This is a genomic window from Novosphingobium arvoryzae, assembly GCF_014652615.1.
Lineage (GTDB): Bacteria > Pseudomonadota > Alphaproteobacteria > Sphingomonadales > Sphingomonadaceae > Novosphingobium > Novosphingobium arvoryzae.
On sequence record NZ_BMZD01000003.1, the window covers coordinates 319,425 to 336,847 of the forward strand.

The 17,423-nt window shown below is 66.9% G+C and carries 12 protein-coding genes and 1 tRNA gene; 4 read left to right on the plus strand and 9 right to left on the minus strand.

The features are described from left to right. The first annotated feature begins 36 nt into the window (after positions 1–36). From IE113_RS16295 to IE113_RS08070, 3 genes are read left to right on the plus strand one after another with little or no spacing between them, the layout of a single operon-like run. Positions 37–837, plus strand: a complete 801-nt coding sequence (locus IE113_RS16295; RefSeq protein ID WP_229822208.1) for an ImuA family protein — start codon at positions 37–39, stop codon at positions 835–837. After that, entirely contained in the window at positions 761–2,302 is a 1,542-nt protein-coding gene (locus tag IE113_RS08065; RefSeq protein WP_229822209.1) for a Y-family DNA polymerase, read from the plus strand. The genes IE113_RS16295 and IE113_RS08065 overlap by 77 nt, the downstream gene beginning before the upstream one ends. Continuing rightward, a complete protein-coding gene (locus tag IE113_RS08070; protein WP_189540258.1) occupies positions 2,302–5,502 on the plus strand; it encodes an error-prone DNA polymerase in 3,201 nt (1,066 codons plus the stop codon). The genes IE113_RS08065 and IE113_RS08070 overlap by 1 nt, the downstream gene beginning before the upstream one ends. Before the next feature lie 28 nt (positions 5,503–5,530). Here IE113_RS08070 and secF read toward each other — a convergent pair whose 3' ends face one another. From secF to yajC, 3 genes are read right to left on the minus strand one after another with little or no spacing between them, the layout of a single operon-like run. After that, positions 5,531–6,508: a protein translocase subunit SecF gene (secF, locus tag IE113_RS08075; RefSeq protein WP_189540260.1), complete on the minus strand. Its 978-nt coding sequence runs from the start codon at positions 6,506–6,508 to the stop codon at positions 5,531–5,533. A 12-nt stretch (positions 6,509–6,520) separates the two neighbouring features. Then, positions 6,521–8,128, minus strand: a complete 1,608-nt coding sequence (secD, locus tag IE113_RS08080; protein ID WP_189540262.1) for a protein translocase subunit SecD — start codon at positions 8,126–8,128, stop codon at positions 6,521–6,523. Positions 8,129–8,182: 54 nt separating this feature from the next. Beyond that, positions 8,183–8,515, minus strand: a complete 333-nt coding sequence (gene yajC, locus IE113_RS08085) for a preprotein translocase subunit YajC (protein WP_189540264.1) — start codon at positions 8,513–8,515, stop codon at positions 8,183–8,185. Positions 8,516–8,750: 235 nt separating this feature from the next. Here yajC and IE113_RS08090 point away from each other — a divergent pair. After that, positions 8,751–8,827 (plus strand) — tRNA-Pro (locus IE113_RS08090). Between the two features lie 155 nt (positions 8,828–8,982). Here IE113_RS08090 and IE113_RS08095 read toward each other — a convergent pair. Genes IE113_RS08095 through IE113_RS08120 form a run of 6 tightly spaced genes read right to left on the minus strand, consistent with a single transcriptional unit; the run spans position 8,983 to position 17,262 of the window. Continuing rightward, a complete protein-coding gene (locus tag IE113_RS08095; protein WP_189540266.1) occupies positions 8,983–11,001 on the minus strand; it encodes an acetyl-CoA carboxylase biotin carboxylase subunit in 2,019 nt (672 codons plus the stop codon). Between the two features lie 19 nt (positions 11,002–11,020). Continuing rightward, entirely contained in the window at positions 11,021–12,295 is a 1,275-nt protein-coding gene (locus tag IE113_RS08100; protein ID WP_189540267.1) for an O-acetylhomoserine aminocarboxypropyltransferase, read from the minus strand. Between the two features lie 10 nt (positions 12,296–12,305). Then, the gene (scpA, locus tag IE113_RS08105; protein ID WP_189540269.1) at positions 12,306–14,426 is read right to left on the minus strand and encodes a methylmalonyl-CoA mutase; all 2,121 of its coding nucleotides are present in this window, start codon (positions 14,424–14,426) and stop codon (positions 12,306–12,308) included. A 44-nt stretch (positions 14,427–14,470) separates the two neighbouring features. After that, positions 14,471–15,253, minus strand: a complete 783-nt coding sequence (locus IE113_RS08110; RefSeq protein ID WP_189540271.1) for an enoyl-CoA hydratase-related protein — start codon at positions 15,251–15,253, stop codon at positions 14,471–14,473. Positions 15,254–15,278: 25 nt separating this feature from the next. Next, positions 15,279–15,719 (minus strand): methylmalonyl-CoA epimerase, encoded by a 441-nt coding sequence (mce, locus tag IE113_RS08115; protein ID WP_189540272.1) that lies wholly within the window; start codon positions 15,717–15,719, stop codon positions 15,279–15,281. Positions 15,720–15,729: 10 nt separating this feature from the next. Continuing rightward, positions 15,730–17,262 carry an acyl-CoA carboxylase subunit beta gene (locus IE113_RS08120; RefSeq protein ID WP_189540274.1) on the minus strand — a complete coding sequence of 511 codons (1,533 nt, stop codon included), beginning with the start codon at positions 17,260–17,262 and terminating at the stop codon, positions 15,730–15,732. Positions 17,263–17,423: the final 161 nt, after the last annotated feature.

A 17,423-nucleotide genomic window follows, 5' to 3' on the forward strand; every position in this document is an offset into this window, starting at 1 on the left:
GAAACGGATTTGGAACATATAGTGAACATTGTTCCCGTGATTCGAACCCAGCGTGATGCCAGCGTGATGAATGTGCCCCGCCCCGAATTGTCCCTTTCCCTGCCAGACAAAGCCGCGCCGCTGCGCTGCCCGACCGGCGTCGCCTCGCTCGACGCGGCGCTGGGCGGCGGGCTGGCGGCGGGGCGGATCCATGAAATCCACGCCGCCGAACCGGACGACGGGGCCAGCGCCGCCGGCTTTGCCGCGCTGCTTGCCGCCGGGGTGCTGGGGCGCGGCAAGCCGCTGGTCTGGCTGCGCGAACGCGGCGCGGTGCGCTCCAGCGGGATCGTCCAGGCCGAAGGCTTGCTGGAACTGTGCGGCACCTTGCCGCGCGATTGCCTGTTCGTTCTGGCCGACGATGCGCCCGCGCTGCTGCGGGCCGGGCACGACGCGCTGCGCTGCGCCGATCTGGGCGCGGTCCTGCTGGAGGCGCGCGGGCCGATGCCCCGGCTCGACCTGACCGCCAGCCGCCGCCTGCTGCTGGCGGCAGAGCGCACCGGGGTGACGCTGCTGCTGCTGCGGATCGGCGCGCAGCCAGCCCCCAGCGCGGCGGACACCCGCTGGGCGATCAGCGCCGCCCCATCGCGCGCGCTGCCCGCCAATGCCCCCGGCGCGCCGACTTTCGACCTTGCCCTGCTGCGCCAGCGCGCAGGCCCGTCTGGCCTCAGCTGGCGGCTGGAGTGGAACCGTGACCAACGCATTTTCCAGGACGCGGCGCTATTTGAGCCTGTGGTTTCCGTTCCTGCCGACCGACCGGCTGCGGGCGGAGCCGTCGTCTCCTTCCCAAACGCCGCCTGACGCGCCGCTGGTGCTGCACGCGCGGCAGGGCAATGCGCTGCGGCTGGTCGCACTCGATGCAGCAGCGGCGCGGCTGGGGCTGGCGCGCGGCATGACGCTGGCCGATGCCCGCGCGCGCCACCCCGATCTGGCCGCGCAGGAGCATGACCCCGCCGCCGATGCCCTCTGGCTGGAACAGCTGGGGCAGGACTGCATCCGCTTTACCCCGCACGTCACGCTGTTGCCGCCCGACGGGATCGGCCTCGACATCACCGGCACCGCGCACTTGTTCGGGGATGAGGCCGCGCTGGCCGAGCGGGTGGAGGACCACTGCGCCGCGCTGGGCCTGACCGTGCGCAGCGCCTGCGCCGGAACGCTGGCGGCGGCGCGCGCGCTCGCCCGCCATGCCCCCCTGCCCGTCACGGACGAAGCCGCCGCGATCCGCGCGCTGCCGGTCGGCGCGCTGGGGCTGGACGCAGAGGCGACCCGCGCCTGCCTGCGCGCCGGACTGAAGAGCGTGGGCGATCTCGCCGCCCGCCCCGCCGCGACTATCGCCGCGCGCTTTGGCATGGGCGCCGTCACCGGACTGCACCGGTTGAGCGGGGACGAGCAGGCCCCCAGCACGCCTTTGCAAGTCGAAACGCCGCTGCACTTCACCCGCCGCTTTGCCGAACCCGTCGCCCATCAGGACAGCATCGCCGCCGCGCTGGCCGAGTTGCTGGACCGGGCCGTCGCGGCATTGCGAGAGCGCGGGCACGGCGGGCGTGCATTCCGGCTGGAACTGCACCGCAGCGACGGCGCGGTTCACGCGCTGGAAGTCGCCGCCGCCGCGCCGACCCGCGATCCCGCCCGCATCCAGCGACTGTTCGCGGAACGGATCGGCGCGCTGGCCGACCCACTCGACCCCGGCTTCGGCTATGACAGCATCACGCTGGCAATCCCGGCGGTGCAGCGACTGGACGCAGCGCAAGCCGCCTTTGCCGATGCGGGCGAAGGCGATCCCGCATCGGCACTGGCCGAACTGGTGGAGCAGCTCAGCACCCGGCTTGGCCCCGGCCGCATCCGGCGACTGGTGGCGCAGGACAGCCACATTCCCGAACAGGCGCAAGCGGCCCTGCCCGCGCTCACCCACCCCGCCGCGCCGCTGCGCCTGCCCGCGCCCGCACCGGGCGAGCCGCCGCTGCGCCCGCTGCTGCTGTTCGATCCGCCGCAGCCGGTGGAAGTCATCGCCGAAGTGCCCGACGGCCCGCCGCTGCGGTTTCGCTGGCAGCGCAAACTGCTGGAGGTGCGGCGCTATGAAGGGCCGGAGCGGATCGCGGCGGAATGGTGGCGGCGGCGCGGCGGCGAGGCACCGGGCGGCGGCGGGCTGACCCGCGATTACTACCGCGTGGAGGACCAGCGCGGGCGGCGGTTCTGGATCTTCCGCCACGGGCTCTACACCGAACGCGCCGATCCGCGCTGGTTCCTGCACGGGCTGTTCGCCTGATGGCCGCTCCTTTTGCCGAGCTGATCGCAGCCACCAACTACAGCTTCCTGCGCGGGGCTTCACACCCGGCGGAGATGGTCGCGCGGGCGCATTACCTGGGGCTGGCGGGGATCGGGATCGCGGATCGCAACACGGTGGCAGGCGTAGTGCGCGCCCACACCGCCTGGCGTGAACTGGGCGGGGCGCAGAGTGGCCTCAGGCTGGCGGTCGGCGCGCGGCTGGTGTTTGCCGATGGCACGCCCGATGTGGTCGCCTATCCCGCGACCCGCACCGGCTGGGGGCGGCTGACCCGGCTGCTGACCCGGGGCAACCGCCGCGCCGACAAGGGCGACTGCATCCTGCATCTGGACGACTTGTGCGACTATGCGCAGGACCTGCTGCTGATCGCCACCGGCGGCGACACGGCACTGCTGGGCCGCTTGCAGGAAGTATGCCCCGATGCCGTCTGGCTGGCCGCGACGATGCCGCGCCGGGGCCGCGACGCGCGCCTGCTGGCCGCGCGGCAGGCGCTGGCGGAGGCGGCGGGCGTGCCCCTGCTCGCCACCACCGACGCGCTCTATGCCAGTGCGGACGCGCGCCAGCTCCACGATATCCTGACCTGCATTCGCGAAGGCACGGCGATCCACACCGCCGGAAAGCGGCTGGAGGCGAACGCCGAGCGCCACCTCAAGTCCCCCGCCGAACTCGCCCGCCTGTTCCGCCCCTGCCCCGCCGCGCTTTCCGCCAGCACCGACCTTCTGGGGCGGATCGACTTCACGCTCGATCAGCTGCGCTATGAATACCCGCACGAACCGGTGCCGGATGGCCGCGATCCGCATGACTGGCTGGAACAGCTGGCGCAGGAAGCCGCCGCGCGCCGCTTTCCCGATGGCATCCCCCCCGCCTACCGCGCGACGCTGGACGAGGAATTCCGCCTGATCCGCTCACGCAGCTATGCCAGCTATTTCCTGACCGTCCATGACCTCGTCCGCTATGCCCGCAGCCTCGATCCGCCGATCCTGTGTCAGGGCCGGGGCAGCGCGGCCAATTCGCTGGTCTGCTATCTGCTGGGGATCACCTCGGTAGATCCGGTCCGCGAAAAGCTGCTGTTCTCGCGCTTCCTGTCCGAAGAACGCGACGAGCCGCCCGACATCGACGTCGATTTCGAGCATGAGCGGCGCGAGGAAGTGATCCAGTACATCTATCGCCGCTATGGCCGCGAGCGCGCCGGGATTGCCGCGACGGTGATCCATTACCGCCCGCGCAGCACCGTGCGCGAAGTGGGCAAGGCGCTGGGCCTGACCGAGGACGTCACCGCCCGCCTGACTTCCACCGTCTGGGGTCAGTACGACCGCACCGTGCGCGCGGAGCGCATGGCCGAGGCCGGGTTCGATCCCGCCAACCCGGAAATCGCCCGCCTCTCCGCACTGGTCGAGCGGCTGTTGTGTTTCCCGCGCCACCTGTCGCAGCACGTTGGCGGGTTCGTGCTGACCGAGGGACGGCTGGACGAACTGGTGCCGATCCACAACGCCGCGATGCCGGAGCGCACGTTCATCGAATGGGACAAGGACGATATCGACGCGCTGGGGCTGATGAAGGTCGATGTGCTCGCGCTGGGGATGCTGACCTGCATCCGCAAGAGCTTCGACTTGCTGCGCGCGCAAGGGCTGGGCGACCACGACCTGCAGAACGTGCCGCTGGAAGACCCGGAGACCTACGCCATGCTGCGCCGGGCGGACAGCATCGGCACCTTTCAGGTCGAAAGCCGCGCGCAGATCAACATGCTGCCCCGGATGCGCCCGCGCCGGTTCTATGACCTGGTGATCCAGGTCGCCATCGTCCGCCCCGGCCCGATCCAGGGCGGCATGGTCCACCCCTATCTGCGCCGCCGCAATGGCGAGGAAGTGCCGGACTACCCCTCGCCCGCCCCGCCGCACGATCCGCACGAGTTGCGCGATGTGCTGGAAAAGACGCTGGGCGTGCCGCTGTTTCAGGAACAGGCGATGAAGCTGGCGATCGTTGCCGCCGGCTTCACCCCCGCGCAGGCTGACGGGCTGCGCCGGGCGATGGCGACGTTCCGCAATGTGGGCACGATGCACCGCTATCAGGAACAGCTGGTCGGCGGGATGACCGCGCGCGGTTACTCGGCCGACTTTGCCGAGCGCTGCTTTGAACAGATCAAGGGCTTCGGCGAATACGGCTTTCCCGAAAGCCACGCGCAGGCGTTTGCCTGGCTGACTTATGTCTCGTCCTGGCTGAAGTGCCACCACCCGGCGGTGTTCACGTGCGCGCTGCTCAATTCGCAGCCGATGGGGTTCTATGCCCCGGCGCAGCTGGTCCGCGACCTGAGCGAACACGGGGTGGAAGTGCGCGCCGCCGATGTCTGTGCCAGCGCGTGGGACTGTACGGTGGAGCGGCGCGGCAACGCGCTCGCGCTGCGGCTGGGGCTGCGCCAGATCGGCGGATTCCGGGAAAGCTGGGCGGCGGCGATCGTGGAGGCCCGCGCCGCCGCGCCGTTCGCCGGAATCGAGGACCTCGCCCGCCGCGCCGCCCTGCCCCCGCCCGCGCTGCGCAAGCTGGCCGATGCCGACGCGCTGGGATCGCTGGGCAAATCGCGGCGCGAGGCGCTGTGGGACGTGCGCCGCACCCCGCCGGGGGAACTGCCGCTGTTCGCCTTCGCACAGGCCGCCGAACTGGGCGAGGAACACGCTGCGCCGCTCCCCGCGATGCCGCTGGCAGAGGAAGTCGTGGCCGATTACCAGACCACCCGGCTGTCGCTGAAGGCCCACCCGATGCAGTTCCTGCGCGCGCGGCTGGCGGCGGACGGCGTGATCAGCTGCGCAGAGGCCAATTCCGCGCCGGATGGGCGCAAGGCCGTCGTCGCCGGGATTGTCCTGATCCGCCAGCGCCCCGGCAAGGGCAACGCGGTGTTCATCACGATCGAGGACGAGACCGGCGTGGTCAACGCCCTGCTCTGGACCCGCGAGCTGGAAAACCAGCGCGCCGCCGTGATGGGCGCGCGGATGATGCGGATCGAGGGCGAAATCCAGCGCAGCAAGGAGGACGTCGTTCACCTGATGGCGCGGCGGATTACCGATGCTTCGGCGCTGCTCGACCAGCTGGCCGACCCGGACCGCGCCCCCGGCCGCGCCCCGCCGGTGCGGACGCGCGGCCATCCCCGCGCGGCGCGGATCCTGCCGCGCTCACGCGATTTTCATTAAGCGCGATGCCCCTTGAAGGGACGCGCGCTCAGCTGCGTTCACGCGCCAGGCGCTCCTGGCGTTCGATCTCGGTTTCGGCCTGCACGAAGCTGTTGGACGTCACCTTCAGCCACATCAGGATCGGCGCGGCCATGTAGATCGAGCTGTAGGTGCCGACGAAAATACCCAGCGTGATCGCGGCGGTGAAGCCGAAGATCACGTTCGGACCCAGCACCAGCAGCGCCACCAGCGTGATCAGCAGCGACAGCGTGGTCACGATCGTGCGGCTGAGCGTTTCGTTGACCGACAGGTCGAGCAGCTCGGCCATCGGCATCCGGCGATACTTCTTCAGGTTCTCGCGGATACGGTCATAGACCACGATGGTATCGTTCAGCGAATAGCCGATCAGCGTCAGGATCGCGGCGACGATGTTGAGGTCGAACTCCATCTGGGTCAGCGCGAACAGCCCCAGCGTCAGCGTCACGTCGTGCAGCAGGCTGAGCAGCGCGCCCACCCCGAACTGCCATTCGAACCGCACCCAGATATAGACCGAAATCGCCAGCATCGCCGCGAACAGCGCCTGCATCCCGGTCTTGAACAATTCGCCCGAAACCTTGCCGGACACCGAATCCACCCCGTCGATCCGGGCATCGGGATGCTCGGCCTTGATCGTGGCGGTGATCTTGCGGGCCATCGCATCGGCCAGGCTGGCATCGGCTTCCGACCCTTCGGGCAGCTTCATGCGCACCGAAATCTCGTTCGGCTTGCCGAATTGCTGGATGATCGGCTCACCATAGCCAAGCTCACCCACTTGCGTGCGCAACTCGGCCACGGGGGCCTCGGCGCTCTGGGTAAAGGTCACGCGGATCATCTGGCCGCCGACGAAATCGACCCCCAGGTTCAGGCCCTTGGTGAACACCAGGAAGATCGAAGCCGCCATCAGCAGCGCGCTCATCGCGTAGAACGCGTTGCTGAGCCGCAGGAACTTGATGTTGGTGTTGTCCGGGACAAGCTTGAGCAGTTTCATGGGCCGGTTCCCTTACAGCACGATATCGTTGGGACGGGTGCGGCGCAGCCAGCCCGACACCCACAGGCGGGTCATGGTCACGGCGGTGAACACCGAGGTCACGATCCCGATCATCAGCACCACGGCAAAGCCGCGCACCGGGCCAGAGCCGAACAGGAACATCAGCACCGCCGCGATGACGTTGGTGATGTTCGCGTCAAAGATCGCGCGGCTGGCTTCGGTATAACCCATCTCGACCGCCTGGATCACCCGGCGGCCGCGCGCGCGTTCCTCGCGGATGCGCTCGTTGATCAGCACGTTGGCGTCCACTGCCGCACCGATGGTCAGCACGAACCCGGCGATGCCCGGCAGGGTCAGCGTGGTGTTCATGATCGCCATCACGCCCAGGATCATCAGCACGTTCAACACCAGCGCCGAATTGGCGTAGATGCCGAAGCGGCCATAAGTCGCCATCATGAACAGCACCAGCAGGCCGGTGCCGACGCCGAACGCGATCATGCCCTTTTCGATGGAGTCCGCGCCAAGGTCCGGTCCGACCGAACGTTCCTCGACCACCTTGAGGTCCACCGGCAGCGCGCCGGAGCGCAGCGAAATCGCCAGCTGGTTCGCGCTTTCCACCGTGAAGCTGCCGGAAATGCGGGCCGTGCCGCCCAGGATCGGTTCCTCGATCACCGGCGCAGACAGCACCTTGCCATCCAGGATGATGGCGAACGGCTTGCGCACGTTCTCGGTCGTCAGCTTGGCGAACTTGGCGCCGCCCTGCTGGTCGAACGTGATGTTCACGACCGCCGCATTGGTCTGGCTGTCAGTGCTCTGCTGCGCGTTGGCAAGCTGATCGCCCTTGATCCCGCCCAGCCGCTTCACCGCCAGCGCGGGCACGCCGCCGCAGGCCCCGGCATCGAGACACGGCACGATTTCGCTGCCCGGAGGGGCGATGCCCTGCGCCACGTCGGCCGGAATGGCCGAGCCATCGACCAGCTTGAACTCCAGCTTGGCGGTCTGGCCCAGCAGGTTCTTCAGCGCGGCGGGATCCTTCAGGCCCGGCACCTGCACCACGATGCGGTCCGCGCCCTGGCGGATGATCGTCGGCTCGCGCGTGCCGAGCGCGTCGATGCGCTTGCGCACCACTTCGGTCGCGGTGTCCATCGCCTGGCTGATCGCCAGGTCGATCCCGGCCTTGGTCGGGGTCAGGACGATGCGGTTGCCATCCAGCACCGCCAGGTCCCAGTCGCGCTGCCCGGTCAGCTGCGCGCCGCTGGTCAGCGTCTGGAGCTGTTCGCGCGCGGCATCGACCTGGGCCGGATCGGCGACCATGAACGACACCCGGCCATCCTTGGACGAAATATCGCCGATGCGGATCTGCGGATCGGCCTGGCGCAGCCGGGCACGGACGTCTTCCTCCATGCTTTCCAGGCGCTGGCGGCGGACCTGTTCGGGGTTCGCTTCCAGCAGGATGTGACTACCCCCGGCAAGGTCCAGCCCCAGGTTGATCCGGGGCGCGGGCAAGGCTGCCGGCCAGGACAGCCCGGCCACCGCAAAGATCGACGGCAGCGCGGCCAGCGACAGCACCAGTGCCAGCGACCAGAGCCAGAGCTGTTTCCAGCGGGGAAAATCAAGCATCGACAGTGCCTTGCTTCATCAGGAGTAGGAGGGACGAACCAGCCGCGCGGCGGTTCAGTCGTTGGCCGGAGCCGCGCCTGCGGGCGGGATCACATCGGCGATGGTGGACTTCACCGCCTTGACGCGCACGTTGGGGCCCAGTTCGAGCTCGGCATAATGCTCGTCCACCTTGACCACCTTGCCGATCAGGCCGCCGCCCGTCAGCACCTGGTCGCCCTTCTTGATGCTGGCGATCTTGGCGGCCTGTTCCTTCTGGCGCTTCATCTGCGGGCGCAGGATCAGGAACCAGAACACCGCGACCATCGCGACCAGCGGGAGGAACTGCACCCAGGCCGGCGGAGCATCGGCGGCAGCGGCGGCGAGCATGTTGAGGATGTGGCTGTTCATGGACAGTCTTGCCTTCTTGCGTAATGCGTTGATCCGGCAAATGCCGGACAGAATTGCGCGCGCCTAGCAGCTAAGCCGCGCCTTCGCAACGCGCCGCCCCCCGGAACGCAGTGGTTAAGTCACCGCTAAGTGGGGCCTCTCCCCCGCGCTTCAACCCCGCAAGGCGAAAAGCGCATTAAGGTGCGCTGCGCCCTTGCCATCCCCGCCCGTCCTGCATATAGGCCGCCTCCACGGTCGGGACGTAGCGCAGCCTGGTAGCGCATCACACTGGGGGTGTGGGGGTCGGAGGTTCGAATCCTCTCGTCCCGACCAAGATTTTCCAGACATCACGGAAATTCACAGCGGGCGGCGAAAGCTGCCCGTTTTGCCGTGGGCGCAAGAAAATGGCGCCCCGGTTTCCCGGAGCGCCTATTCCTTGCCAGCAACCCTGCGGGCGGGAGCGCACCGCCCCCGCCCGCTGGTGCGGGTTATTCCAGTTCCAGAATGATCGCGTCCACAGCCAGGCTGTCGCCGGCCTTGGCGTTGACCTTCTTCACCGTGGCGCTCTTTTCGGCGCGGAGGATGTTTTCCATCTTCATCGCTTCAACCACGGCCAGCGGCTGGCCGGCTTCGACCTTGTCGCCTTCGGCCACATGCAGCGCCACCAGCAGGCCCGGCATCGGGCAGATCAGGAACTTCGAAAGATCCGGCGGGACCTTTTCGATCATGTGCCGGGTCAGATGCGCGATGCGCGAGGGCAGGATCTGGACGTTGTGGATCGCCCCGCGCGTGGTCATGCGCAGGCCGGAGCGGGTCGGCTCCACCTTCACGCCATAAACGGTGTCGTCCACTTCGGCCTGCACCAACCGGTCGCCGGGGGTGTATTCCAGCGCGAGGTCGATGACTTCGCCGTTGACGGTCACGTCCTCGTCCAGCGCAACCTCGAACGACTGATCGCCGATCGTCACCGTCCAGTCATAGGGCGGCTCCAGCGCGCCATCCAGCTGTCCGCTGATCTGGCGGGCGCGGTCGGCGCGGGCGGTGGCGATGAACCCGGCGATGGCTGCCAGGTGCTTCTTCGCCGCGTCCGAGGCCGCCGCGCCGGTGAACCCTTCCGGGTATTCCTCGGCAATGAAGCCCGTCGTCAGCTCGCCCGAGCGGAAGCGCGGGTGCTGCATGATCGCGGAGACGAAATCGATGTTGTGGCCCAGCCCCTCGATCTCGAACGCATCGAGCGCGGCGATCTGGAGGTCGGCGGCTTCGTCGCGGGTTTCGCCCCAGGTGATCAGCTTGGCGATCATCGGGTCGTAGAACATCGACACTTCGCCGCCTTCATAGACGCCGTCGTCCACGCGCACGCCGTCCACGCCGCGCCGTCCGTTGGCGCTGCCGTCATCGGTCCAGCCTTCCACCGGGGGATTGTAGCGCACCAGGCGCCCGGTCGAGGGCAGGAACCCGCGATAGGGATCTTCGGCATAGACGCGGTTTTCAATCGCCCAGCCCTCGATCTTCACATCATCCTGCGTGAAGGCCAGCTTTTCCCCGGCGGCCACGCGGATCATCTGTTCGACCAGGTCGATTCCGGTGATGCATTCGGTGACGGGGTGTTCCACCTGCAGGCGGGTGTTCATTTCGAGGAAGTAGAAGCTCTCCCCGCTGGGGTCCGCGCCCGACACGATCAGTTCCACCGTGCCGGCGCTGTAATAGCCCACCGCACGGGCCAGCGCGACGCACTGTTCGCCCATTGCCTTGCGCATCTTGGGCGTGACGAACGGCGACGGCGCTTCTTCCACCACCTTCTGGTGGCGGCGCTGGATCGAGCATTCGCGCTCGTTCAGGTAGAGGATGTTGCCGTGCTGGTCGCCCAGGATCTGGATTTCGATGTGGCGCGGATTGAGGATGAACTTTTCGATGAACACGCGGTCGTCGCCAAACGAGTTCAGCCCTTCGCGCTTCACCGCTTCAAAGCCTTCGCGCACGTCCTGTTCGGTGTAGGCGAGGCGCATGCCCTTGCCGCCGCCGCCGGCCGAAGCCTTCATCATCACTGGATAGCCGATCTCGTTCGAGATGCGCACCGCGTGCTCGGTATCCTCGATCTCGCCCACGAAGCCGGGGACGACGTTCACGCCCGCGGCCTTGGCCAGCTTCTTGGATTCGATCTTGTCACCCATCGCGGCAATCGCGCCCACCGGCGGCCCGATAAAGGCGATGCCCTCGGCGGCGAGCTGCTCGGCAAAGCTGGTGCGTTCCGACAGGAAGCCATAGCCCGGATGGACCGCTTCCGCCCCGGTCGCCTTGCACGCGGCGATGATCTTGTCCGCGATCAGGTAGGACTGCGCGGCGGGCGACGGGCCGATGTGCACGGCCTCGTCCGCCATAGCCACGAACGGCGCGCGGGCATCGGCGTCGGAATAGACGGCCACCGTCTGGATACCCATGCGGCGGGCGGTCTTGATCACCCGGCAAGCAATTTCGCCACGGTTGGCGATGAGGATTTTCTTGAACATTGGTTTCTATTCCAATCGCTTAAATCTGTTCGAGCGCCTGCGCGAGGTCGGCCACGATATCGTCGATATGTTCGATCCCGACCGAGATGCGCACCACGTCTGCCCCGGCTCCGGCAGCGGCAAGCTCCTCTTCACCAAGCTGGCTGTGCGTGGTCGAAGCGGGATGGATCACCAGGCTGCGGGTATCCCCGATGTTGGCGAGATGGCTGAGCAGCTTGACCGATGAAACGAGCTTCACGCCCGCCTCGTAACCACCCTTGACGCCAAAGGTGAACACTGCCCCGCCCTTGCCACCAAGGTAGCGCCTGGCGAGCTGGTGATAGGGATCATCCGGCAGCCCGGCATAGCGCACCCAGGCCACCTTGGGATGGTTCTGCAGCCATTCGGCCAGGTGCTGCGCGTTGGCGCAATGACGTTCCATGCGCAGGGCCAGCGTTTCCATGCCGGTCAGCGTCAGGAACGCATTCATCGGCGCGAGCGCGGGGCCAAGATCGCGCAGGCCCAGCACACGGCAGCCAATGATGAAGGCCATCGGCCCCACCGCATCGCTCAACACCGCACCGTGATAGGACGGGTTGGGCTGGGTCAGCGAGGGATACTTGCCGCTCTTGACCCAGTCGAACTTGCCGGAATCGACGATCAGCCCGCCAACCGAGTTGCCGTGCCCATTGAGAAACTTGGTGCACGAATGCACGACAACGTCCGCGCCATGTTCGATCGGGCGGCACAGCAGCGGCGTGGCCATCGTGTTGTCCACGACGAGCGGCACCCCGGCGGCATGGGCCACATCGGCGATCGCGGCGATGTCCTGAACCACCCCGCCGGGGTTGGCCAGGCTTTCGATGAACACCGCACGGGTCCGCTCGTTGATCGCGGCGGCGACATTGGCCGGATCGTCGGCATCGACGAACACCGTCTTCCACCCAAACTTGGCGAAGGAATGGGCCAGCTGGTTGAGGCTGCCACCATAGAGCTTTTTCGCGGCCACGATCTCGCAGCCCGGCTCCATCAGGGTGTGGAACACCAGCATCTGCGCGGCATGGCCCGAAGCCACGCCCAGCGCGCCCACCCCGCCTTCCAGCGCCGCGATCTTGCCTTCCAGCGCCGCGTTGGTGGGGTTCATGATCCGGGTGTAGATGTTCCCGAATTCCTTGAGCGCGAACAGGTTGGCCGCATGTTCAGCGCTATCGAACACATAGCTGGCCGTCTGGTAGATCGGCGTGATCCGGGCCTTGGTGGTCGGATCCGGCTCGCACCCGGCGTGGATGGTCAGCGTTTCGAGTTTCTGGGTCATCAGTCCCTCCTCAGGCATCCAGCGGCGGCATGTTGTGGCCCAGCAGGCGCAGCATGTCCGCAGCGCATTCGACCACGTTGCTGCCCGGACCGTAGATCCCCTGCACCCCGGCTTCGCGCAGGAAGTCATAGTCCTGCGGCGGGATCACGCCGCCCGCGACGACCTTGATGTCGGCGCGGCCAGCGGCTTTCAGGTGGCCGATGAGTTCGGGGATCAGGGTCTTGTGCCCGGCCGCGAGCGAGGAGGCGCCCACCGCGTCGACATCGGCTTCCAGCGCCAGCTGCGCGGCTTCTTCCGGGGTCTGGAACAGCGGACCGCTGGTCACGTCAAAGCCCATGTCGGAGAACGCGCTGGCAATCACGTTCGCGCCGCGATCGTGGCCGTCCTGGCCCATCTTGGCGACCAGCATCCGGGGCTTGCGGCCCAGGCGGCGGGTCACGGCTTCGACGCCGTCGATCACCTGGTTATAGCGCGCGTCCTCGGCATAGGCGGCGCCGTAGATGCCCTTGACCGGGGTCGGCACAGTGCCGAAACGGCCGAACACCGCTTCCATCGCGTCGGAGATTTCGCCCAGCGTCGCCCGTTCACGCGCGGCATCGACCGCCAGCGCCAGCAGGTTGCCGCCCGACTTCGCCCCTTCGGTCAGCGCGGCCAGCGCGGCGCGGCACTTTGCCTCGTCGCGGGTTTCGCGCACGCGCTTCAGGCGAGCGATCTGCCCTTCGCGCACGGCGTGGTTGTCCACTTCCAGCGTTTCCAGCTGGTCTTCGGATGCGAGGCGATACTTGTTGACGCCGACGATCACGTCCTCTCCCCGGTCAACGCGGGCCTGGCGGGCGGCGGCGGCTTCCTCGATCATCGCCTTGGGCCAGCCCGCGGCAACCGCCTTGGCCATGCCGCCTTGCGTCTCGACGCGCTCGATGATTTCCCACGCCTTGTCGACCAGTTCCTGGGTCAGCGCCTCGATGTAGTACGACCCGCCCAGCGGATCGACCACGTTGCACATGCCCGTTTCTTCCTGGATCACGATCTGGGTGTTGCGGGCGATGCGGGCCGAGAAATCAGTCGGCAGCGCGATCGCTTCGTCCAGCGCGTTGGTGTGGAGCGACTGGGTGCCGCCCAGCATCGCGGCCATCGCCTCGATCGTGGTGCGGATCACGTTGTTGTAGGGGTCCTGCTCCTGCAGGCTGACGCCGCTGGTCTGGCAGTGGGTGCGCAGCATCTTGCTGCGTTCGTCCTTAGCGCCCAGGTTCGTCATCACCCGGTGCCACAGCACGCGCGCGGCGCGCAGCTTGGCGACTTCCATGAAGAAGTTCATGCCGATGGCGAAGAAGAAGCTCAGCCGGCCCGCGAACTTGTCGATGTCCAGCCCGCTGGCGACACCGTATTTCACGTATTCCATGCCGTCGGCGATGGTGAAGGCCAGTTCCTGCACCTGCGTCGCCCCGGCTTCCTGCATGTGATAGCCAGAAATCGAGATCGAATTGAACTTCGGCATCTTCGCGCTGGTGTAGGCGAAGATGTCCGAAATGATCCGCATGCTGGGCTCAGGCGGATAGATGTAGGTGTTGCGGACCATGAACTCCTTGAGGATGTCGTTCTGGATGGTCCCGTCGAGCTGCTCGGTCGGAACGCCCTGCTCCTCGCCCGCGACGATGAAGAACGCCAGGATCGGGATCACCGCGCCGTTCATGGTCATGGAGACGGACATCTTGTCGAGCGGGATGCCGTCGAACAGGATCTTCATGTCCTCGACGCTATCGATGGCGACGCCCGCCTTGCCAACGTCGCCCACCACGCGCGGGTGATCGCTGTCATAGCCGCGGTGGGTGGCGAGGTCGAACGCCACAGACAGGCCCTTCTGCCCCGCCGCCAGATTGCGGCGATAGAACGCGTTCGATTCCTCTGCGGTCGAGAAGCCCGCATACTGGCGGATCGTCCACGGACGGCCCGCATACATCGATGCGCGCACGCCGCGCGTGAACGGCGCGAAGCCCGGCAGGCCGGGATCGGCCTTCACGTCATCCGCCGTGTAGAGCGGCTTTACCGCGATGCCTTCGGGGGTATTCCAGGTCAGGTCCTTGCCCTTGACCTCTTTTGCCGCCGCGGCCTGCCAGTCTTCGATCTTTGCCATTTTTCACCTCATTGCCTCTCCCCCACCGGGGAGAGGGACTGTCATTACTTGCCCTGGAAGTTGGGCTTGCGCTTTTGCAGGAACGAAAGCCCGCCCTCGGCCGCATCCGCGCTCGACCCGGCGATGCGCTGGCCTTCGGCTTCGGCCAGCAGCGTGTCGGACAGGCTGTTTTCAAGGGCGATCAGGATGTTCTTGCGCATGGTCGCATAGGACAGGGTCGGGCCGGTCGCGAGACGGGCGGCCAGCGCGGCCGTTTCGGCCTCCAGCTCGGCATCCTCGACGCTCTTGTAGATCATGCCCCAGGCTTCGGCCTGATCGGCACCGATCTTTTCGCCCAGCATCATCATGCGGGTCGCGCGCGCCTTGCCGACCAGGCGCGGCAGGATCCACGTGGACCCGCCATCCGGCACCAGCCCGATGTTGACGAACGCCTGGAGGAAGTAGCCGGCCTTGCCCGCCAGCACGAAGTCCCCCACCAGCGCGATCGAGCAGCCAACGCCCGCCGCTGCACCGTTCACCGCGGTGATGATCGGCATGTTGAGCCGCGCCAGCTTCATGATCATCGGGTTGTACTTCTGGGTGAGCGCGATGTAGCTGCCCTGCCCGCCAGTGACGGGACGATCGCCGCGCGCCTGCAGGTCCGCGCCCGAACAGAACGCCCGGCCCGCGCCCTTGATCACCAGAACGCGCGCATCGTCCAGCCGGTCCAGGGCGTCGGAAATGTCATCCGCCATATCCAGCGAGCAGGCGTTGAGCCGGTCCGGACGGTTGAGCGTGATCGTGGCGATCTGGTCGGCAACGTCCAGCGTGATCGTTTCGTAGGTCATTCGCGGTCCTCTCTCCAACGGGCGCTCAATGCGCCTCTTTCGGCGTTTCCATGATTTCGGTCAGCACACCCTGCATGTCGCGCGGGTGGACGAAGAAGATCAGCGTGCCATGCGCGCCGATCCGGGGCTCACCCAGCACGCGCTTGCCCATCGCCTCGAACTCGGCCTTGGCGGCGTGGATGTCGGGCACTTCGTAGCACATGTGATGCTGCCCGCCCGCCGGGTTCTTCTCCAGGAAGCTGGCGATGGAAGTGTTGCCGGGCAGCGGCTCGATCAGCTCAATCTGCGTGCCGTTCAGCGCGCCATCGGCACCAGGGGTGTCGACGAAGCAGACCTTCACGCCCTGATCGGGCAGGTCGAACGGCTCATGGATCTTCGTCGCGCCCATGACATCGCGATAGAACACGATGGAGTCCGCGATAGACGGGGTTGCAACCCCGATGTGGTTCAAACGGCCAAGTTTCATGGAGCAATCCTTACAGCGGAATGTTGTCGTGCTTCTTCCACGGGTTCTCGAGCTGCTTGTTGCGCAGCTTGCGCAGGCCCAGCGCGATGCGGCGGCGGGTGGAGTGCGGGTGGATCACCTCGTCGATGAAGCCCTTGCTCGCCGCCACGAACGGGTTGGCGAAGCGGTCTTCGTATTCCTTGGTGCGTTCCGCGATCTTGTCGGGATCGCCGATGTCGGAGCGGAAGATGATCTCCACCGCGCCCTTCGCGCCCATCACCGCGATCTCGGCCGTCGGCCAGGCGTAGTTGAGGTCGCCGCGCAAGTGCTTGGAGGCCATCACGTCATACGCGCCGCCATAGGCCTTGCGAGTGATGACGGTGATCTTCGGCACGGTGCATTCGGCATAGGCGAACAGCAGCTTCGCGCCGTGCTTGATGATCCCGCCCATTTCCTGCGCGGTGCCGGGCAGGAAGCCGGGGACGTCGACGAAGGTCAGGATCGGGATGTTGAACGCATCGCAGAACCGCACGAACCGCGCGGCCTTCTTCGACGAGTTGATGTCGAGCACGCCCGCCAGCACCATCGGCTGGTTGGCGACCACGCCCACCGTCTTGCCCTCGATCCGCCCGAACCCGCAGATGATGTTCGCGGCGTGGCCCGGCTGGATTTCAAAGAAATCGCCCTCGTCCAGCACCTTCCTGACGACTTCGTGCATGTCGTAGGGCTGGTTGGCATTGGCCGGGATCAGCGTGTCGAGGCTGTCTTCCAGACGGTCCCACGGGTCTTCGGTCGGCCGCTCGGGCACTTCCTCGCGGTTGTTGAGCGGCAGGAAATCGAAGAAGTCGCGCGCCGTCAGCAGCGCCTCGATATCGTTTTCCAGCGCGAGGTCGGCCACCGAGGTCTTGGTGCTGTGCGTGATTGCCCCGCCCAGTTCCTCCTGCGTGACCACTTCGTTGGTCACCGTCTTGACCACGTCCGGGCCCGTCACGAACATGTAGGAGCTGTCCTTCACCATGAAGATGAAGTCGGTCATCGCGGGGGAATAGACCGCCCCGCCCGCGCACGGCCCCATGATGAGGCTGAGCTGCGGCACCACGCCGCTGGCCAGCACGTTGCGCTGGAAGATCTCGGCATAGCCGCCCAGCGACGCCACGCCTTCCTGGATGCGCGCACCGCCGGAATCGTTGAGGCCAATGACCGGCGCGCCAACCTTCATGGCGTTGTCCATCACCTTGCAGATCTTCATCGCGTGGCGTTCCGACACGGCGCCGCCGAACACGGTGAAGTCCTGCGCGAAGACATAGACCAGACGGCCGTTGATCGTGCCACTGCCGGTAACCACGCCGTCACCCGGGATGACCTGATCGGGCATGCCGAAGTCGACGCAGTTATGCTCGACATACATGTCCATCTCTTCGAAGCTGCCTTCGTCGAGCAGGATTTCCAGCCGCTCGCGCGCGGTCAGCTTGCCCTTGGCGTGCTGGGCATCGATGCGCTTCTGCCCGCCACCCATGCGGGCGGCAGCGCGGCGCTTTTCCATTTCGGCGATATTTGCGGACATGATCTTCCCCGTCCCGGTAAACTGCAAGCCTTCCCTCTGCGCGCCGGGCCACGCAAAGTCCAATGTGAATTTGCGAAGTTGCGAAGTGCCAGTTTGCAAACTATCCTCCCCGCACCGGGGAGGGGGACCACCCGCAGGGTGGTGGAGGGGCACGGGCGCAT